Source organism: Vibrio spartinae (genome assembly GCF_024347135.1).
Taxonomy (GTDB): Bacteria; Pseudomonadota; Gammaproteobacteria; order Enterobacterales; family Vibrionaceae; genus Vibrio; species Vibrio spartinae.
Genome location: NZ_AP024907.1, coordinates 1,149,461 through 1,166,718, shown reverse-complemented (window position 1 = coordinate 1,166,718; position 17,258 = coordinate 1,149,461). Strand labels below are relative to the sequence as shown.

Genomic DNA, 17,258 nt, shown 5'->3' with positions numbered 1-17,258 from the left:
TCGTTGTTAAACATGCGTTAAAACATCGATAACTGTATTTATCTTACAAGTATTCAACAAAACGGGACAGGTTTCGGTCAGGTACTTTCATCGGCTCAAGCAGCGGTGTTCCTAAGTAAAGAAAACCGACAATCTCATCATCACCTTCCAGACCAAAAGCCTGATGGACTAACGGATGGAACATCCATTTACCGGAGCGCCACACCCCTTGGAATCCCTGCGCCTGCGCTGCCATCTGCATCGCCTGCACAGCACATCCGGCCGATAAATGCTGCTCTAACGCCGGGACTTTCTCATGCGGGGTGACTTTGGCGATCACGGTAATCACCATCGGCGCCCGGAAAGGCGCATTTTTGACTTTTTCAAGCTGCGCGTCATCGCCACCCTCAGCAATCACCGCTTGCACTAAAATATCCGACAATTTCTTTAAGCCGTGCTCTTGGGCAATCACAAAACGCCAAGGCGTTAACCCGCCATGATCGGGGGCGCGAAGCCCCGCCCGGATAATATTTTCCAATACATTCCCTTCTGGCGCCGGTGTGCCTAATTTCGCAACGGAGCGGCGATTCAGGAGTAACTCTAATGCATCCATTTTTCGTCCTTTTGGCCAACAGTTTGACAATCCGAGTTAGCATACACTAGCTTTATCGACACTCCAATTGTTCTCCGGGAGAGTCGCAGCAACGCACTCATATTTGTCCGACTCACGCATGAGCTCTCAACCGCCCTGTCATTTTGTCTTTGGACGTTCCTCTGCATAAAACAGTTGCTGATTCTCCAGACGCGCCATTAACGCAGGACATGGCTGACAAAGATCACCAGACAGCGTCTGCATTTGCTCGACAATCAGCTGTAACCCGACCTGATCCATATAACGGAAAGGCCCCCCTAAAAACGGCGGGAAACCAATTCCGAAAATGGCACCGATATCCCCGTCACGAGCATTGCGAATCACCGATTGGTCAAGACACATCACTGCTTCATTCAAGAGAGGAAGTACACAGCGCAATGCAATATCGTGATGACTGAGTGAAACTTGTTCGCGAATTTTTAGCTGACGGTAAATCGAACGATCCGGCTGTTTCTTCTTGCCTTTATAGCGATAAAATCCCAATCCGGACTTCCGTCCTTTTCTCCCATCGCTGATTAGCTGCGCCAATGCCGGTGGTGTGAGGAAACGCTCACCCAGCTCTTGAACGAGAATCGGTGAGATCTTAAAGGCCACATCAAACCCGACCTCATCAAGTAACGTCATCGGACCGACCGGAAAGCCGAAATCGACCAACGCCTGATCAATTTTCTCGATTGGCTCGCCATCAATCAAACACTGTACCGCGCCATTAATATAGAGCGCGAGAATGCGATTGACATAAAATCCGGCTCGGTCCTGAACAATGACCGGTGTTTTCCCTTGTTGGTAGGCTAACCGGACAACCGTCGCAATCGTTTCAGGGGATGTCCCTTGATGAGGAATCACTTCAACCAACGGCATTTTCTCTACCGGACTAAAATAGTGTAAACCGACAATATTTTCTGGCCGGGCAGCATGAGACGCAATGTCATGAATCGGCAAAGAAGAGGTATTTGACGCAAAAATTGTGTGCTCCCGGGTATGTGATTCAACCGACGCCACCATCTCTTGTTTCAGTTTTAAATCTTCAAACACAGCTTCAATCACGACATCGGTTTCGCCAAAGCCGGAAAAATCGATCCCGCCAGAGACCGTCGCCATTGCGGCCCGGACATCAGCTTCAGAGAGATACCTGCGCTGACATTTTTTATTCAAACGTTGATAGATATACTGAAATGCGTGAAGCACGCCCTGATGACTGACATCCTTGATTCTGAGTCTCTTTTTCGCCTTATCGACCGTCACATAGCCGATACCGGCGCCCATCAGTCCGCCACCTAAAATCGAGACATGGTGAACCTCTTTCACCCGATCATCCGCTTTCATTTCCCGTTTGAGCGCAGATGTAGCGAGGAAAATAGACCGTAATGCCTGAGATTCACTGGTCATCGCCAAGCGACCAAACGTTTGAGCCTCTTTGATCAGCCCGGCACTCATGCCGTCATCAAAGCCTTGTCGGATGACATCCAAAATGGCATCAATCGCAGGATAATGATGCTTCGCCTTTGCCTGCGCTTTCTTGCGAGCCTGTTTGATCACCCAATGGCGGACAGTCTTCAACGCCAGCACACCTCTCGTCAGGCGCTTTTTCCAGCTTGAGCGGGTCTTAAAGTTGGTCGGTTTTTCGATGATCATCCGCGCAGCATTCAATAAGCCATCTTGCGCAACACAAGCGTTGACCAGACCCAGTTTCAATGCTTTTTTACTGCGGACGTTTTTACCCGTCAGAATCAGATCGAGTGCGGGCAGTAATCCAATCAGGCGCGGGAGTCGTTGCGTACCACCTGAGCCGGGTAACAGGCCCAACTGAACTTCTGGCAACCCCAAAGCCGTGGCTGGATCATCACTACATACGCGATAATCACACGCTAATGCCAGCTCAAGACCGCCACCCAGACATGCGCCATGAATCGCAGCAACAACCGGAAACGGCAACGCTTCTATTTTGTGGAAAATATCCTGCCCCATCTTTGCCAGACTCGCAGCATCGTCGGCCGATTGGCACTGCTCGAACATGGTGATGTCGGCACCGACAATAAAATTATCCGGTTTGCGGGAATAAATCACTAACCCTTTAACGCGCTGCGCCGCTTGCGACAAATCTGTCAGAATGGCATCAATCTCATCGCTAAAGGATGCTTTCAGTGTATTCATGCTTTCCTCTGGCACATCCAGCGCCAGCCAAGCGAGATCGTCTTCAATCGTCAGATGAAAACTTCCCTGCTCAGAATAATGCAGTTCAGCCATGATCAACCTCCAGTACCAATGCCGCGCCCAAACCACCGGCAGCACATGCTGTCACCAAACCAAAACCGCCATTTCTGCGATTCAGCTCATGAAGTAATTGTGTGACCAGTCTGGCACCTGTTGCCGCGAACGGATGACCATACGCAATCGATCCTCCGGAAACATTAAATCGTGTCATATCGACCTCTCCGATCGGATGACTGCGTCCAATCTGTTTTGCAAACTCGGGGCTGGCAAACATTTTCAGATTTGCCAGCACTTGAGATGCAAACGCTTCGTGCATTTCGATCAGCGAAATATCCGCTAATGTCAGTCCTGCTCTTTCTAAAGCAAGCGGTGTCGTATGTGCCGGCCCCATCAACATATCCTGTTTCACCGGGATAGCTTGATAAGCATAAGAGCGTAGGTAACCTAAGATTGGCAGTCCTAATTCTTTCGCGCGCTGCTCGCGCATAATCAACATCGCAGCGGCACCATCGGTTAAGGGCGTACTGTTGGCGGCGGTGACTGTCCCGAAACGACGATCAAACGCAGGCCGCAATTTGTGATACGCGTCCCGGGTGGTATCTGCCCGCAAGTTATTATCCTGATCCAGCACTGCCTGATAAGGCTTCGGATAGGCAGTCATTACTTCAGCGCTTAATTTACCCGACTCCCAGGCTGCGGCCGCTTTCTGATGAGACTGAAAAGCCAATTCATCCTGATCCTCGCGGCTGATTTGATAAGTCTTCGCCATTTGCTCAGCCGTATCACCCATCGACAAACCGGTAGAATACTCAGCGATTGCGGGTGGAACCGGTAATAAATCGCGCAATGTCATGCGTTTAAATGCCTGAATCTTTTTCGTCAGCGTTTTCGCTTTCGAGCTGGCTAATAATGCCGACGCCAATGTTTTCGATACGCCAATTGGCAGGACAGACGAAGAATCAGCACCACCGACAATTGCAATGTCCGTGTGACCACAGAGGATACTTTCCGATGCTGCGGTCAATGCCTGTAAGCTTGTCGCGCAGGCTCGTGTCACACTGTAGGCATCGGTATGAACATCTAATCCCGCATTCAACACAATCTCCCGAGCAATATTGGGAGCTTCCGGCATTTGGATGACCTGACCAAAGACCACTTGATCAATCAATTGCTTATCAATACCGGTGCGTTGCAGTAACTCATTCACCACCATCGTGCCTAACTCAATCGCGGTGACCTGACGGAACGCTGTCCACTGACGGGCAAAAGGGGTACGAATACCGCTCACAATCGCGATCCTCTCTCCTGCGTGTGTCCGGCATAGTTTCGGTGTCCGACATCGCTTTGTCGCCATATGATATCCTTATAAGCATAGAGGTCTGACCTGTTGAGATTGTAGCTAAATTGTTAACAAATGCCAAACAACCACTTCATTTTCTTTTGCAAAATTTTCTTTTGCAAAAAGAGTGACTAAGCACATTTTGAATATTGGTGTTCTCTGCCGAAAGGTGATCGGGTGAAGGGTGATCAGGTGAAAGGTATTGGGGTGAAAGTCATGCGCTTATCACCAACGCAGAGCCCCCATATGAAAATCGAAGCAAAAAAAAACCACACAAAACTGTGTGGTTGGAATGTATAAAGCAATTAACTTACGCCAATTGAAAAATCAGTTTCCTGATTAGGAGAAAGTAAAGTCAGCCTTCAAAAGGAAGTGTCATCTTGCTCAACATGTTAACCTGACGGCTAACCAGATGACATGAGCTACTATAATGACTTTCTGTGAATAATTTTTGAAATAGATCAATTTTGTTTTGATTTACAGAAAAATAACCTAAATTCTTTCAGAAGCACGCAAACCCCCCAAAAAATGTATGAAAGTTTACTACATATAAAGATGGGGGAACGGCTCTGTGTGATATATCCATCACTATAACCTTATCATTTCACACTAGAAATATGACAAATTGATGATTTAACCCTCTAATCCCGATAGAGCATATACTCTAAAAAGTAACTTTTTCACCCCAATTCATGCCATATAGCTACCAGATCAGTAATTTTACATCACAAATTTAAACTGGTCGGATTTCTATGCCCTACACTAGTCCCTAGTATCAGCCGCCAACTAAGTAAATACTCTAATAATACTAGGGATATTTACTGGACAAGGTCCATTTAGAGACCGTTAAAAAAGGAAATTTATCTTATGAACAATAAGCGCCTGTTTCAGAAAACCCTGATCGCAGTAGCAATATCAGTGACCGCCCAGCAGTCCTTTGCCGCAGGTTTTCAACTCAATGCACAATCAGCAACCGGACTCGGCCGTGCTTTCGCTGGTGATGCCGTCATCGCAGACAATGCCTCTGTTATTGCGAAAAACCCGGCAGCCATGGCTCTGTTTGATGATGTTTCCCTGTCACTGGGTGTTGAAAGCATCACCACGCTGATTGATGTGGACGATGCAACATACACCAATAAAATCGCCAGTACCCAAAGCAGTGCCAACTACTCTGATGCGGGTGGCACCTCGTTTGCACCGAATATCTATCTCGTCGTCCCTGTCAATGAAAAATTTGCCTGGGGGCTTAATGCCTATTCAAATTTCGGGACTAAAACTGAATTTGACAATGGCTATGCCGGGTATGAATTCGGTGGAAAAACCGATGTAAAAAGCTTCAACTTCGGTGTGGTCGGTTCTTATCGAATCAATGAACAATGGAGTCTTGGTGCCGGTTTGGATCTGATCTACGGACAAGGTAAGTTCAAACGCCCACTCAGTCCGCAGGGACAAGCAACAGTACAATTACTAAACCGGAGTTCAGGTGTCGGTACTGACCTTGATGCCGACGGCTGGGCTGTCGGCTACAATCTGGGTGTCGTATACGAATATAATGAACATAACCGTTTCGGTGTCGATTATCACTACAGCCCGGATCTCAAAGCGGATGGCGATGTTGAATCTGCAAAGTACACCCAAGACAATGGCAGTATCTCAGATACAGTCGTGATGCCACTGCCTGATTTTGCCGAATTCTCCGGTTATCACCGTTTAAATGACGACTACGCGGTTCACTATAGTATTCAGTGGATTAAGTGGTCGGAATTCGATGTCCTCGCAGCCGAAACCAGTGGCATCATTAACAATTATCAGTGGAAAGATGGCTGGCATTATTCGCTGGGTGGTACCTACTTCCTGAACCAGACCTGGACACTCCGGGCTGGCTATATGTACGACACCAGTGCACAAGACGATGTCCGCTCGATCTCTGTACCCGACTCAGATCGCCAGTGGTTTTCTGCCGGTTTCACCTATCACTTGGATGAAAAATCGAATGTCGATTTCGGCTTCACTTACTTAATCGGTGAAGATGTCTCCGTCACTGAAGAATCGAGTTTCGGCAAGATTACCGGCACTACACATGCTGACGCAGTCCTGCTGGGACTCCAATACAGCCGCAGCTTCTAAGCCCTGAGGTTGTCCGCCGTGTAAACGCAAAAATCCGCCAGAGTGGCGGATTTTTTTATCCGGTGACGGATGATAACTGTCTTAACACCGCTTCTGCTGACTCTTCCAATAAGTCTAACACCCGTTCAAATCCGGCATCGCCGCCATAATAAGGGTCCGGTATTTCATCTTCTGTTGACTGACCGTGACTGAGAAACAGCGATAACTTATGTTGATGTTCTGCGGGACATCTGGCCTGCAAATCAGCAAGGTTGTCCCGATCCGCGGCAAGAATTATATCGAAACGCGCGAAGTCATCGCTTGTCACTTGTCTGGCGCTCATCCCGGCAAAACTGTAGCCGCGTTGTTCTCCGGCCATTCGCGCCCGGCTATCCGGTGGGTTCCCCTGATGGTAAGCAATGGTTCCGGCCGAATCGACGTCAACCGCGATGCCCATTTGCTCGGCTTTCGCTTTGAGCACGGCTTCTCCCGTCGGAGAACGACAAATGTTGCCCATACAGACCACCAGAATTGATTGTTGATGTTGACGCATGGATGACCCTTGTGATGATTGCTTGTGATTGGTTAAATCGTACTTGAGTTACATGCTTTCATCAAATTCGTAGTTTTTGAGCGAACAAGTTTCAAGCCCAATGACCATGTTTGCCAATAGCCAAGTTTGCCGGTAGCTCAGCCTATTCAGGCTGACCCTACTGAAGCTATGGTTTTTGCGGTCGCATCATTACGCTATGATACCGCTATTGCGCCCATGAAATAGGAACCTGACACCATGTCAAATGAAGATAACCAATCTGATCGTTATCAGGCACGCCAGCAACGAATTAAAGAAAAAGTTGATGAAAAAATTGCATCAGCAACCGAAGAACGCGGGATTGTGATCGTGATTACCGGTAACGGCAAAGGCAAGTCAACATCCGGATTCGGCACGGTTGCCAGAGCCGTCGGACACGGGCTGAATTGCGGCGTGGCGCAATTTATTAAAGGCGCATGGGATAACGGAGAACGCAACCTACTGGAAAAATTGGGCGTCACATTTCATGTCATGGCAACCGGATTCACTTGGGAAACCCAGAATAAAGATACCGATACCGCTGCCGCACAGGCCGTGTGGCAAGAATGCCAGCAAATGTTGCAAGATGAAACGCTCAACGTGGTCTTGTTAGATGAGCTGACCTACATGGTCAGTTATGGCTACGTGGCACTGGAAGAGGTTCTCACCGCGCTGCAACAACGGCCTCCGATGCAAACCGTCATCATTACCGGCCGTGGCGCACATCGGGAACTGCTTGATCTGGCAGATACTGTTTCGGAAGTCAAAAACGTCAAACACGCTTTTCAAGCGGGAGTAAAAGCGCAGCAAGGGATCGACTGGTAACCGTGACTCGATATAAATAACGCAACAGGGACAGACTTTCGCCTGTCCCTGTTTTTGATTGCAGCTTCATTGTCACTTGGCAATCATATTGGCACAACGAGTGTGAACTTGCGCGAGAATGCGTTATAAAAGTCCTTTAAGCAGCTTGTTCAGCGCTTTCTTGGTACGCTCATCTTTGATTTTGCCATCCAGTTTTTTCAACCCTCTATCAAGTTCTTTTTCTGCTTTCTGTTTCATGACATCATCGAACACCAACTTATATTTAGGCTGTGTCCAGCTTCCCTTCACCTGAATCGGAATGGTGACATCTTTCAGCTCATTGATATCTTTTCCGCCTTGGCCTTTCAGCGTCCCGACAATCGATGCGCGGACAAGCACATCCATCGTTTGCGCCACGTAATTCACGTCACCTTGGGTATGCACACGCAGTAGCGGAGACTGTAACGTACTCTCTTTGATGGTTGCCACACCCTGGCTTAAACGGAGTGTTGCACTGGCAGCACTAAAGTCTGTTTTCTGCACGCCTTTGGTGTCATCCAACGGTTTGCCTTTCAGTTTGGCGTAGCCCTGACGAATGACCTGAGCCACATTGATACCGTTGACCGCACCATCCTGCAATTGAACTTTCACTGTCCCGGCAATGTTCTCTTTAAGGCGTTTTTCACTGAGGCCCCGGCCGCGCAGATCAAGCGCAACTGAGCCTTTGCCTTCAAGACGATCATTATCAGCCACCGCTTTTAACACCGGTTGAATCTGAATCCCTTGCAGGGACTGCTGCACCTGATAAGTGGCGGGCGCCACACTGGCATTGAGAACACCATGCCCTTGTAAATGACCTTGATATAAATCGGCTTGTAACTCAGCAAGTGTCAAAACCCCATGCCGCAGGTTCACGTTGATCCCCAAGTGACTTAACTTCAGTTTCTGCGCTTTGAGCCCGGCAATATTTAACGTCCCGTCGAGATCAAATGCTTTGAGCGCCGTCAGATCCGGTTCTTGAGTTGACGCGGTTTGGGGCGCTTGTGTCGTCGAATTCGCAGCAGCCACCGCAGCTTGAGCGGAGGACCCATCTTGTGTGGCAGCCGCAGTGTCCGTCGCTGGTGGTAAAAATGGGCTGAGATCAATTTGATCGCCCTGAAGCCGGAAGTGAATCGCAGGCCGATTCCCCAGATGAAGCGACGAGTTCCCTTGTAGTCTCACATCCGCCACTTGTAGTTTTAAATCGCTCATATCCAACTGGCTTTCAGGCAGATTCATCCGAAGATTTCCCTGTACCGCAACCGGCAACGGATTCACGGGCAGTTGCGCGCCTGTCAGCTTTAATTGCGTATCCAACCCATTGACCCGGACATGCTGATATTGTGCATCCAGATTCAATGTGCCTTTCCCAGTAAAATCGACGTCATTGTCGGCAATTTTACCTGCAACCGCCACCTCAAACGGTGCATCCTGACCAACTTCGAACATCGGTAAAGACAACGTCAGAGAACGCACATTGTTCGTTTCATCCTGATAGCTGCCCTTTACAGATATCTGGCGTAGCGCATAGTGGCGATAATCAGCGGATAAGCGAAATTCGCCCTCTCCCGAGACCGAGAACTGTTGCACTGCCTGTTTCCCCTGAACAGACCAAGAAAAGGTGGTCCACTGGTTCGGGGCAAAAGCACTCACTGTCAGATTCACATCATCAAGCGAGAGTTGATTTTCTGGCTGAGCCTCATTGAGTACCGCGATACGAGCTTCGCGAACATCGACGCCAGCCACGCGAACCTGCCATGACGGCGCCTTCTCAGTTGACTGAGTTGAATCCGTTGCAGTCGTCTGCTCAGGCGTGGCAGCATCGGTCTGCTTCGCCGTGTCTGTTTGCTGAGCTTGCTGTTGATCAAGCAGACGATCTAAATTGGTGGTGCCGTCGCGCAAGGTTTCAATCTGAATATCAGCACCATCCAGATTGATACTGCCGATATCCAGCTCTTTATCCAGAAGCGGCATCACAGCCACATCAATAGAAAGGTGGGATACATGAAGTAAGTTTTGTCGCTGAAAGCCGGTTGGATTTTTCAGCGATACATCATCAACCTGAAAACCAATCGCAGGGAAAAATTGCCAGCGGATATCCCCGCCAATCACAACATCCATTCCCGTTGCTTTTTTCGTTTGTTCGACAATCAGCGGTTTGAACTGATTCGGGTCAACGACGGTGACTAATGTGACGATACCAGCGGCAATCACAACACAAATTATCACAACCGCAAGGAAGAATTTTTTCATTGGCAATTTTCCTGATCACTTATTTTCCGGATCTCTTAGAGAGAACGTAAGACTGTTGAACGATAAGAATGTTTCTTAAGATAGGTATTTTATAATCAAATGACAACCATGTGCATTTTGTCTCTTTCTGCGCAACGTCAGGCTCATGTCAAAAAATGCCGCTCAATGACGAGACTAGCTCTCCGTCAATACAGTCATTCACAGTCATTCACAGTCAGAGGAAATTATATCGCAGGAAAAGTCATCGGGTGGGGAAATAAAAATGGCACGCTGTCAGGTGCCATTTCCACTATCAACAGAAAGTCGGTGCAATACCCGGTTCAAGATTTGAGTAACTTGGCAATATGAGCTTTCAATACATCAATGGCAATCCGGTTTTTCCCGCCACGTGGCACAATGATATCGGCATGCTGTTTCGATGGTTCGATAAACTGCAAAAACATCGGTCTGACCGTTTCCTGATACTGTTTCAACACCGAATCCAGCGTCCGTCCCCGCTCTTCAACATCACGTTTCACACGACGCAGCAGACAAATATCTAAAGGTGTATCCATAAAAATAGTCGCGTGCATTAATGCTCTCAGACGCGGCTCAGTCAACAACAAAATCCCTTCCAGAATAATGACCTTTTTCGGATTCATATGTTGCGTATTGTCTGTGCGGGTATGCTCGGTATAACTATATTCGGGGACATCAACCGACTCTCCCTGAACCAATTGCTGTAAATGTTCGCATAGCAAATCGTGGTCCAGCGCACTCGGATGGTCATAATTGGTTTTGACCCGCTGCGCCATGCTCAGATGACTTTGATCCTTATAGTAGCGATCTTCGGTTATCACACCGATTTGGTGATCGCCGACTTTGGCTCGCAATTCACGATATATGGTACTCGCGATAAGACTTTTCCCTGAGGCAGAAGCGCCAGCAATCCCGATAATGACGCATTGATTGTGATCAGACATGATTGTTCACTCGATACATTTGACAAAGAAACCAGATAAGCCGGCGTGATTATAGAGACAAGCTCCGCCGGATACCAGATTCACACGGTCAAAAAAGCATAATTTATCTTTTCTTTCATCTAAGTAGCATTCAACGCAGCCAATCTCTGCCTGCTTGATACAAAACTCATTTCAGATGAGTGAAGGGAATCGCATCCGGGATCACCTGACCATGCCAATACAAATGGCTGGCAACCCGTTCAGCCATTGCCAGATAAAGCTGAGAATGCTCGCTTGCAGGTCGTGCGACAACGGTTGGGCAACCGGTATCAATATCTTCACGAACCTGCCGATGCAATGGAATTTGTGCCAATAGACTCAAACCATATTCCTGCGCCATTTTCTCAGCCCCGCCCGTCCCGAAGAGGTCTTCACGGTGACCACACTGACTACAGATGTGATAACTCATATTCTCGACCAACCCGACCACAGGGACATTGACCTTTTCAAACATCGCAACACCTTTGCGGGCATCCGCGAGAGCCAAATCTTGAGGTGTGGTGACCACGACTGCGCCAGTCAGTGGCATCTGCTGTGACAAGGTAAGTTGGATGTCTCCGGTGCCCGGGGGCATGTCCACCACCAAATAATCCAACGACGGCCATTCGGTCTCATTGAGTAGTTGCTGGAACGCTTTGGAGGCCATTGGGCCCCGCCATACAGCGGCATCATCCTGACTCATCAGATAGCCGATCGAATGTGAATACAGGCCGTGTGACAGAACCGGTTGCATCCAACGTTCATCGCGTACCGCCAGTTCCGCATGGACAGTCCCTAACATCATCGGAACCGATGGCCCATAGATATCTGCATCCAAGATTCCGACGCGGGCATGAGAGGCAGCCAGACCCAAAGCCAGATTCACAGCGGTTGTGGATTTACCGACGCCTCCTTTCCCAGAGGTGACTGCAATAATATTTTTGACCCCTTTGACGGGAGACGCGACTTGGGTCTGCAAGGTTTTCGGCACGATGTGGACACCAATGTCACCGGCAACCGGTCGTTCGTCTTGCGCTGCAATCCATTGACGTAGCTCGTCCGCCAACGTATTCGCAGCAAAAGGGAGTTCAATGTGATAGCGGTCATCTTCATGGGTGTAAACCAGCCCCGGTTGGGATGCCCAATCGGAATGCAAACAAGGGTGAGAAAATTGATTCAACCAGATACAGAGTTGTTGGGGAGGTGTAAGCTGCCGCATAGATTACCTTCTTGACCGGATACGATTTCAATCGACACGCAGCCTGATGACACGTTCATCGGGCTGCGCCAAAAGCCTATGCTAACACCACAGTAAATCAGACAGAACCCCTGTAAGAGAAAGGAATAACGCCTTGGCGTTATTCTTGTCATCAGGTAGTATTAGCAGTCACAAATTTTTGATACATCACTCCGGCAACCTCAGAATCACATATCAAGCTTTCATACGACTATATTTTGAGGCCATCCGAGTATAACAGACAGAGCGAAAGATAAGTTATGGCAACTGAACCAAGAAAAATACTGGTAACTTGTGCCCTGCCGTATGCAAACGGTTCTATCCACTTGGGTCATATGCTGGAGCATATTCAAGCGGATATCTGGGTACGCTACCAACGCCTGCGCGGCAATGTCATTCACTTTATCTGTGCAGATGATGCACACGGTACCCCGATTATGCTGAAAGCGCAGCAGATGGGGATCACGCCAGAAGAAATGATTGCTTCGGTCAGTCAAGAACATCAGCAAGATTTTGCCGGTTTTGATATTAGCTTTGATAACTATCACAGCACGCACAGTGAAGAAAACCGTGAACTTTCTTCGCTGATTTACCAACAGCTCAAAACCAATGGATTTATTTCCAGCCGGACGATTTCCCAACTGTACGATCCTGAAAAAGAAATGTTTTTGCCTGATCGTTTTGTCAAAGGCACCTGCCCTAAATGTCACTCAGAAGACCAATATGGTGATAACTGTGATGCCTGTGGCGAAACCTACAGCCCGACAGACTTGATCAATCCAAAGTCTGCCGTGTCCGGTGCAACACCAGTCATGAAAGATTCTGAGCATTTCTTCTTTGATTTACCCCAATTTGCAGACATGCTGAAAGCGTGGACACGTTCTGGTTCTTTACAAACAGAAATGGCGAATAAAATGCAGGAATGGTTTGAATCCGGTCTGCAACAGTGGGACATCTCACGCGATGCGCCCTATTTCGGTTTTGAGATCCCGGGCGAAAGCGGTAAATATTTCTATGTCTGGCTCGATGCACCGATCGGTTACATGGGGTCGTTTAAGAATTTATGTGATCGACGCGATGATCTGGATTTTGACGAATACTGGCACAAAAACAGTCAGGCTGAACTTTACCACTTCATCGGTAAAGATATTGTCTACTTCCACAGCCTGTTCTGGCCTGCGATGTTGGAAGGCTCCGGTTTCCGTAAGCCGGACAACGTGTACGTTCACGGCTATGTCACCGTCAATGGCGCGAAGATGTCTAAGTCTAAAGGAACATTCATCAAAGCGAGAACCTATTTAGACCATCTTGACCCAGAGTGCTTGCGTTACTACTACGCAGCCAAACTCAATAACCGCATTGATGACCTCGACTTGAATCTGGAAGATTTCACCCAACGGGTGAACTCAGATATCGTCAATAAAATCGTCAATCTTGCGTCACGCAATGCAGGTTTTATCAACAAACGTTTTGCAGGGCAACTGGCAGCGACTTGCGTCGAACCAGAGCTGTATCAGACATTTATTGATGCTGCTGAACATATCGGTGAACTGTATGAGAACCGAGAGTTTAGCCGGGCAATCCGAGAAATTACCGCACTGGCGGATAAAGCCAACCAATATGTTGATGAAAAAGCGCCATGGGTGATTGCCAAACAGGAAGGAAAAGAACAGGAGCTTCAAGCGATCTGTTCAATGGGCCTCAACCTGTTCCGCGTCCTGATGACTTACCTCAAACCTGTGATGCCAGCGCTGGCAGCCCGTAGTGAAGCATTCCTCAATCAAACGCTGAGCTGGGATGCCATCCAACACCCCTTGGTTGATCATGAGATTGCGACGTTTAAAGCCCTCTTCAGCCGCATCGATCCGAAACAGATTGAGGCGATGATCGACGCTTCCAAAGAAGCGGTTGAGGCCGAAAGAGCCATCATTCAGGCATCCGCTCAGGAAGAGACGGAACTCAGCAAAGATCCAATCGCCCCAGAAATCGAATTCGATGATTTCGCCAAAGTTGATCTCCGCATTGCGAAGATCTTATCTTGTGAAGCAGTTCCCAAAGCGAATAAGCTACTCAAGTTCCAGTTGGATATCGGTGGTGAGGTTCGTCAGGTTTTTTCCGGTATCAAAGCCGCTTATCAGCCTGAAGAGCTCGTGGGTAAATATACCGTGATGGTTGCCAACCTGAAGCCGCGAAAAATGAAGTTTGGCATGTCTGAAGGGATGATTCTCGCTGCGGGTCCGGGTGGAAAAGAGCTCTGGATACTTGAACCGCACGAAGGTGCCCGTCCGGGTATGCGCGTTATGTAAAAACAGCATTGTTATCAACTTGTTAAAGGTCTTATCGGATACCGGTAAGGCCTTTTTTATCAATACGCATCCACACGCTTAAACAATATCTCCCCAAGATCATCATTTACGCACAATAACGGTGCACTATAATTGTAAATAAAAGGTTAAGATTATGATTTTAAATATAAAATAATCTGGCATTAATTCTGCTTATGTTTAACGACAAGAATACAAAGGTGTCTTGACCTTTGTGGGGGAAACTTGTTTACTTTCAATGAAATTGGCTGATGTTTTTAGCGCACGCAACGCTATTCTGCACAAGGTTCAACAACCACAAAATCAAGCCCTTTCTCTACAAACAAGGAGTTGGTTATGTTTGTCATTATTTCGATGCTGATTTCCGTCAGTATACTCGGATTCATGTTTTATCTTGCCAAACAACGTGAGTCGACCTTGCAACGTAAGTATGAACTACTGGTTGATTTACGTCAGGTGCTGTATCTGTGCCGCCAACACCGAAGTGCCACACACCATGTACTCATGTTTGGTGAGCATAGAGATGTTGAAATCGAGCATCTTGCCGGACTGCTGAATGAGAAAACCACACACCTCATTTCCATTGCTCATTTTGATAACCGGCCAATGTATCGAGTGCTGCAACTCAAACTGAAAGCACTCATTCAGGATTGGTCGGAACGGACGATTTCCCGCAATCAAATGATTCACGGTAAAGCAATCCGCCACTGTATGTTTCTTATGGATGAAGTCATGCTCGCTTGGTTAATCGAAGTCAACCGAGAAGATTTGAGTGATGAATATCATATGAATTGGCAACAAGTCATTGATGCGATGGACGCTTTGACCCAATTCAGAATCTGTATCGAAGACATGAATACACCCGAAGGACAAACGCGTTTACAACACTGTGCTGACATACTCGCGAGAAAAGTGAACCAGTTGACGATGGTGAGTCCTTTATCGATCTCATCCCCGATATGTACCAAAGCACTGGCGATTTTATCAGATGTGAGTAAGCACTCTGACTACAATATTAGTCCCGAAGCCATGTATCAGATGACCGCTGATATTTCGCTGAGTATTGCTCACGTTTATGATCATATGTTGGGAGAGCTCATTGAGACACTGTACCTTCCGCTCCCAAAGTTACTCACGGCCTAGACCAATAAAAGGCGTCACGTGTTATCACACATGACGCCCCGAAAAATTTAGTTTAGGTGAGGATCAAGCGAGCAAGAGCGCTGCAGCTTTCACAACAACACGGATTGATTTTGCTTCCACTTCTTTGACAACAGCATGATCCGGGATTTCTTTGAGTGTTCGGTTGATAATCACCCCTCCCACACATCCGGCTTGCAAACCAGAACTGGCGCACATCGTAAACAGCGTTGCGGATTCCATCTCAAAGTTCATCACACCCATCGCTTGCCACTCATCAACAGAGCCCTGAAAACGACGCGTCACCCGACCAGAATACGTGTCGTAACGCTCCTGACCCGGATAGAATGTGTCACTCGAAGCCGTAATTCCCGTATGGACCGGGATTCCTTGGTCATCAGCAGCCTGTTTGAGTGCGCTCATCGCGGCAAAATCTGAAACAGCCGGAAATTCCATCGGTGCAAAATGCAGACTTGCACCATCTAACCGGACAGCACCGGTTGTCACAATGATATCCCCGATCTGAATATTGGGCTGAATTGCCCCTGTTGTACCAACACGTAAGAAGCTGCGAACGCCTAACTGTGCCAACTCTTCTACCGCAATTGAAGTGGATGGCCCACCGATACCGGTTGAACAAACAATGACAGGTTTACCCTCAACTTTTGCGCGATACAGGGTAAATTCACGATGACTCGCCAAAAATTCTGGGGAATCCATCTGGTCAGCAATTTTCTTAACGCGTTCAGGGTCACCGGGCAATATCGCCAGTGTTGCACCATTCAGATCTTCTTGCGTGACTCCGAGATGAAAAACTTTATCTGACATTATTGTCTCCTTCATTATCGTCTTGGTTGAAATACTCAAACTTCAGTATCATGAAATGTTCATCGCACTTTAACCAAGATTCGGCTCCCATTAACCAACTTAGATCACACATGATGAATATACATAACATCATATTTCATCAATATGTGACATAAGTCTTAAATGAATACAAAAAAAGCCTGCGAAATAACATTTCGAGGCTTATTGAACACAATGAATGCGACTATCCGAGCAGCCGAATTTATACCTGACGTTTAAAGCAACTATGAAGGTTTTTATTAATCGCTTTCAGTACAGCCCGTCGATTAATCACACCCACTAATCGCCCGTCTTCAACCACAGGATAGGTTGAGCGACCATCACGCATATGATCGGCTAACTCAATAACCGGTAAATCAGGGCTGACGGTATCAACCACTTGTGTCATGCAGTCACCCACCATATGGGAGTCCTGACAGAAATAACTGACTTTCACCAACTTATCAAGTAGATCCTGCTCCGATAAAAAACCAATCACTCTGCCATGATCATCAATCACCGGGCCACTAAAAAAATCATTAAACTCAATGACTCTTTCCAATGCGGCAGATAATGACATATCAGCTTTGAAGGTAATCGAATGCTGTGTCATATAATGTCTAACTTTGAGTGATTCCATCGTTCTCTCCTTCGAGCCTATCATCTGGGCCTTTAAGGTAAGTGTTGACTAATTTCAGCTAATTGCTAAATAGAATCACTCAATTTCATTCATCATTGTTAACAGAGAAACAAAAAATAGACAGAGAAAGACAA

At 47.5% G+C, this 17,258-nt stretch carries 13 protein-coding genes; 4 read left to right on the top strand and 9 right to left on the bottom strand.

What is annotated here, in order from left to right:
* Positions 1-43: 43 nt before the first annotated feature.
* The 3 genes from OCU60_RS05425 to fadI all read right to left on the bottom strand — a co-directional run bounded on the left by OCU60_RS05425 (position 44) and on the right by fadI (position 4,199).
* A complete protein-coding gene (locus OCU60_RS05425) occupies positions 44-592 on the bottom strand; it encodes an NAD(P)H nitroreductase (RefSeq protein ID WP_074374496.1) in 549 nt (182 codons plus the stop codon).
* A 138-nt stretch (positions 593-730) separates the two neighbouring features.
* Positions 731-2,878, bottom strand: coding sequence for a fatty acid oxidation complex subunit alpha FadJ (gene fadJ / locus OCU60_RS05420; protein WP_074374495.1), 2,148 nt, complete (start codon positions 2,876-2,878; stop codon positions 731-733).
* A complete protein-coding gene (gene fadI, locus OCU60_RS05415) occupies positions 2,871-4,199 on the bottom strand; it encodes an acetyl-CoA C-acyltransferase FadI (RefSeq protein ID WP_074374494.1) in 1,329 nt (442 codons plus the stop codon). The genes fadJ and fadI overlap by 8 nt, the downstream gene beginning before the upstream one ends.
* 852 nt (positions 4,200-5,051) lie before the next feature.
* Here fadI and OCU60_RS05410 point away from each other — a divergent pair.
* Entirely contained in the window at positions 5,052-6,311 is a 1,260-nt protein-coding gene (locus OCU60_RS05410) for an outer membrane protein transport protein (protein ID WP_074374493.1), read from the top strand.
* Positions 6,312-6,366: 55 nt separating this feature from the next.
* On the opposite strand, the gene OCU60_RS05405 is transcribed toward OCU60_RS05410, so the two are convergent.
* Positions 6,367-6,843 (bottom strand): low molecular weight protein-tyrosine-phosphatase, encoded by a 477-nt coding sequence (locus OCU60_RS05405; RefSeq protein ID WP_095533338.1) that lies wholly within the window; start codon positions 6,841-6,843, stop codon positions 6,367-6,369.
* Between the two features lie 237 nt (positions 6,844-7,080).
* On the opposite strand from OCU60_RS05405, the gene cobO reads away from it, so the two are divergent.
* Positions 7,081-7,686 (top strand): cob(I)yrinic acid a,c-diamide adenosyltransferase, encoded by a 606-nt coding sequence (gene cobO, locus OCU60_RS05400; protein WP_074374492.1) that lies wholly within the window; start codon positions 7,081-7,083, stop codon positions 7,684-7,686.
* Between the two features lie 123 nt (positions 7,687-7,809).
* On the opposite strand, the gene OCU60_RS05395 is transcribed toward cobO, so the two are convergent.
* From OCU60_RS05395 to apbC, 3 genes are all read right to left on the bottom strand, one after another.
* Entirely contained in the window at positions 7,810-9,957 is a 2,148-nt protein-coding gene (locus OCU60_RS05395; protein ID WP_074374491.1) for an AsmA family protein, read from the bottom strand.
* 320 nt (positions 9,958-10,277) lie between these two features.
* Positions 10,278-10,919 carry a uridine kinase gene (udk, locus tag OCU60_RS05390; protein ID WP_074374490.1) on the bottom strand — a complete coding sequence of 214 codons (642 nt, stop codon included), beginning with the start codon at positions 10,917-10,919 and terminating at the stop codon, positions 10,278-10,280.
* Positions 10,920-11,085: 166 nt separating this feature from the next.
* The gene (apbC, locus tag OCU60_RS05385; protein WP_074374489.1) at positions 11,086-12,156 is read right to left on the bottom strand and encodes an iron-sulfur cluster carrier protein ApbC; all 1,071 of its coding nucleotides are present in this window, start codon (positions 12,154-12,156) and stop codon (positions 11,086-11,088) included.
* A 278-nt stretch (positions 12,157-12,434) separates the two neighbouring features.
* On the opposite strand from apbC, the gene metG reads away from it, so the two are divergent.
* Complete coding sequence (metG, locus tag OCU60_RS05380) at positions 12,435-14,480, top strand: methionine--tRNA ligase (RefSeq protein ID WP_074374488.1); 2,046 nt, start codon at positions 12,435-12,437, stop codon at positions 14,478-14,480.
* A 354-nt stretch (positions 14,481-14,834) separates the two neighbouring features.
* Positions 14,835-15,641, top strand: coding sequence for a hypothetical protein (locus OCU60_RS05375; RefSeq protein ID WP_074374487.1), 807 nt, complete (start codon positions 14,835-14,837; stop codon positions 15,639-15,641).
* A 63-nt stretch (positions 15,642-15,704) separates the two neighbouring features.
* On the opposite strand, the gene udp is transcribed toward OCU60_RS05375, so the two are convergent.
* Complete coding sequence (gene udp / locus OCU60_RS05370; RefSeq protein WP_074374486.1) at positions 15,705-16,466, bottom strand: uridine phosphorylase; 762 nt, start codon at positions 16,464-16,466, stop codon at positions 15,705-15,707.
* A 241-nt stretch (positions 16,467-16,707) separates the two neighbouring features.
* On the bottom strand, positions 16,708-17,124 hold the full coding sequence (locus tag OCU60_RS05365) for a CBS domain-containing protein (protein WP_074374485.1): 417 nt from the start codon (positions 17,122-17,124) through the stop codon (positions 16,708-16,710).
* Positions 17,125-17,258: the final 134 nt, after the last annotated feature.

Bases quoted from the DNA above. Each gene is read 5' to 3' on its own strand.
- OCU60_RS05405 (WP_095533338.1), bottom strand. From the start codon at position 6,843: ATGCGTCAACATCAACAATCAATTCTGGTGGTCTGTATGGGCAACATT.
- metG (WP_074374488.1), top strand. From the start codon at position 12,435: ATGGCAACTGAACCAAGAAAAATACTGGTAACTTGTGCCCTGCCGTAT.
- OCU60_RS05410 (WP_074374493.1), top strand. From the start codon at position 5,052: ATGAACAATAAGCGCCTGTTTCAGAAAACCCTGATCGCAGTAGCAATA.
- OCU60_RS05395 (WP_074374491.1), bottom strand. From the start codon at position 9,957: ATGAAAAAATTCTTCCTTGCGGTTGTGATAATTTGTGTTGTGATTGCC.
- OCU60_RS05375 (WP_074374487.1), top strand. From the start codon at position 14,835: ATGTTTGTCATTATTTCGATGCTGATTTCCGTCAGTATACTCGGATTC.
- udk (WP_074374490.1), bottom strand. From the start codon at position 10,919: ATGTCTGATCACAATCAATGCGTCATTATCGGGATTGCTGGCGCTTCT.
- OCU60_RS05425 (WP_074374496.1), bottom strand. From the start codon at position 592: ATGGATGCATTAGAGTTACTCCTGAATCGCCGCTCCGTTGCGAAATTA.
- cobO (WP_074374492.1), top strand. From the start codon at position 7,081: ATGTCAAATGAAGATAACCAATCTGATCGTTATCAGGCACGCCAGCAA.
- fadI (WP_074374494.1), bottom strand. From the start codon at position 4,199: ATGGCGACAAAGCGATGTCGGACACCGAAACTATGCCGGACACACGCA.
- fadJ (WP_074374495.1), bottom strand. From the start codon at position 2,878: ATGGCTGAACTGCATTATTCTGAGCAGGGAAGTTTTCATCTGACGATT.
- OCU60_RS05365 (WP_074374485.1), bottom strand. From the start codon at position 17,124: ATGGAATCACTCAAAGTTAGACATTATATGACACAGCATTCGATTACC.
- apbC (WP_074374489.1), bottom strand. From the start codon at position 12,156: ATGCGGCAGCTTACACCTCCCCAACAACTCTGTATCTGGTTGAATCAA.
- udp (WP_074374486.1), bottom strand. From the start codon at position 16,466: ATGTCAGATAAAGTTTTTCATCTCGGAGTCACGCAAGAAGATCTGAAT.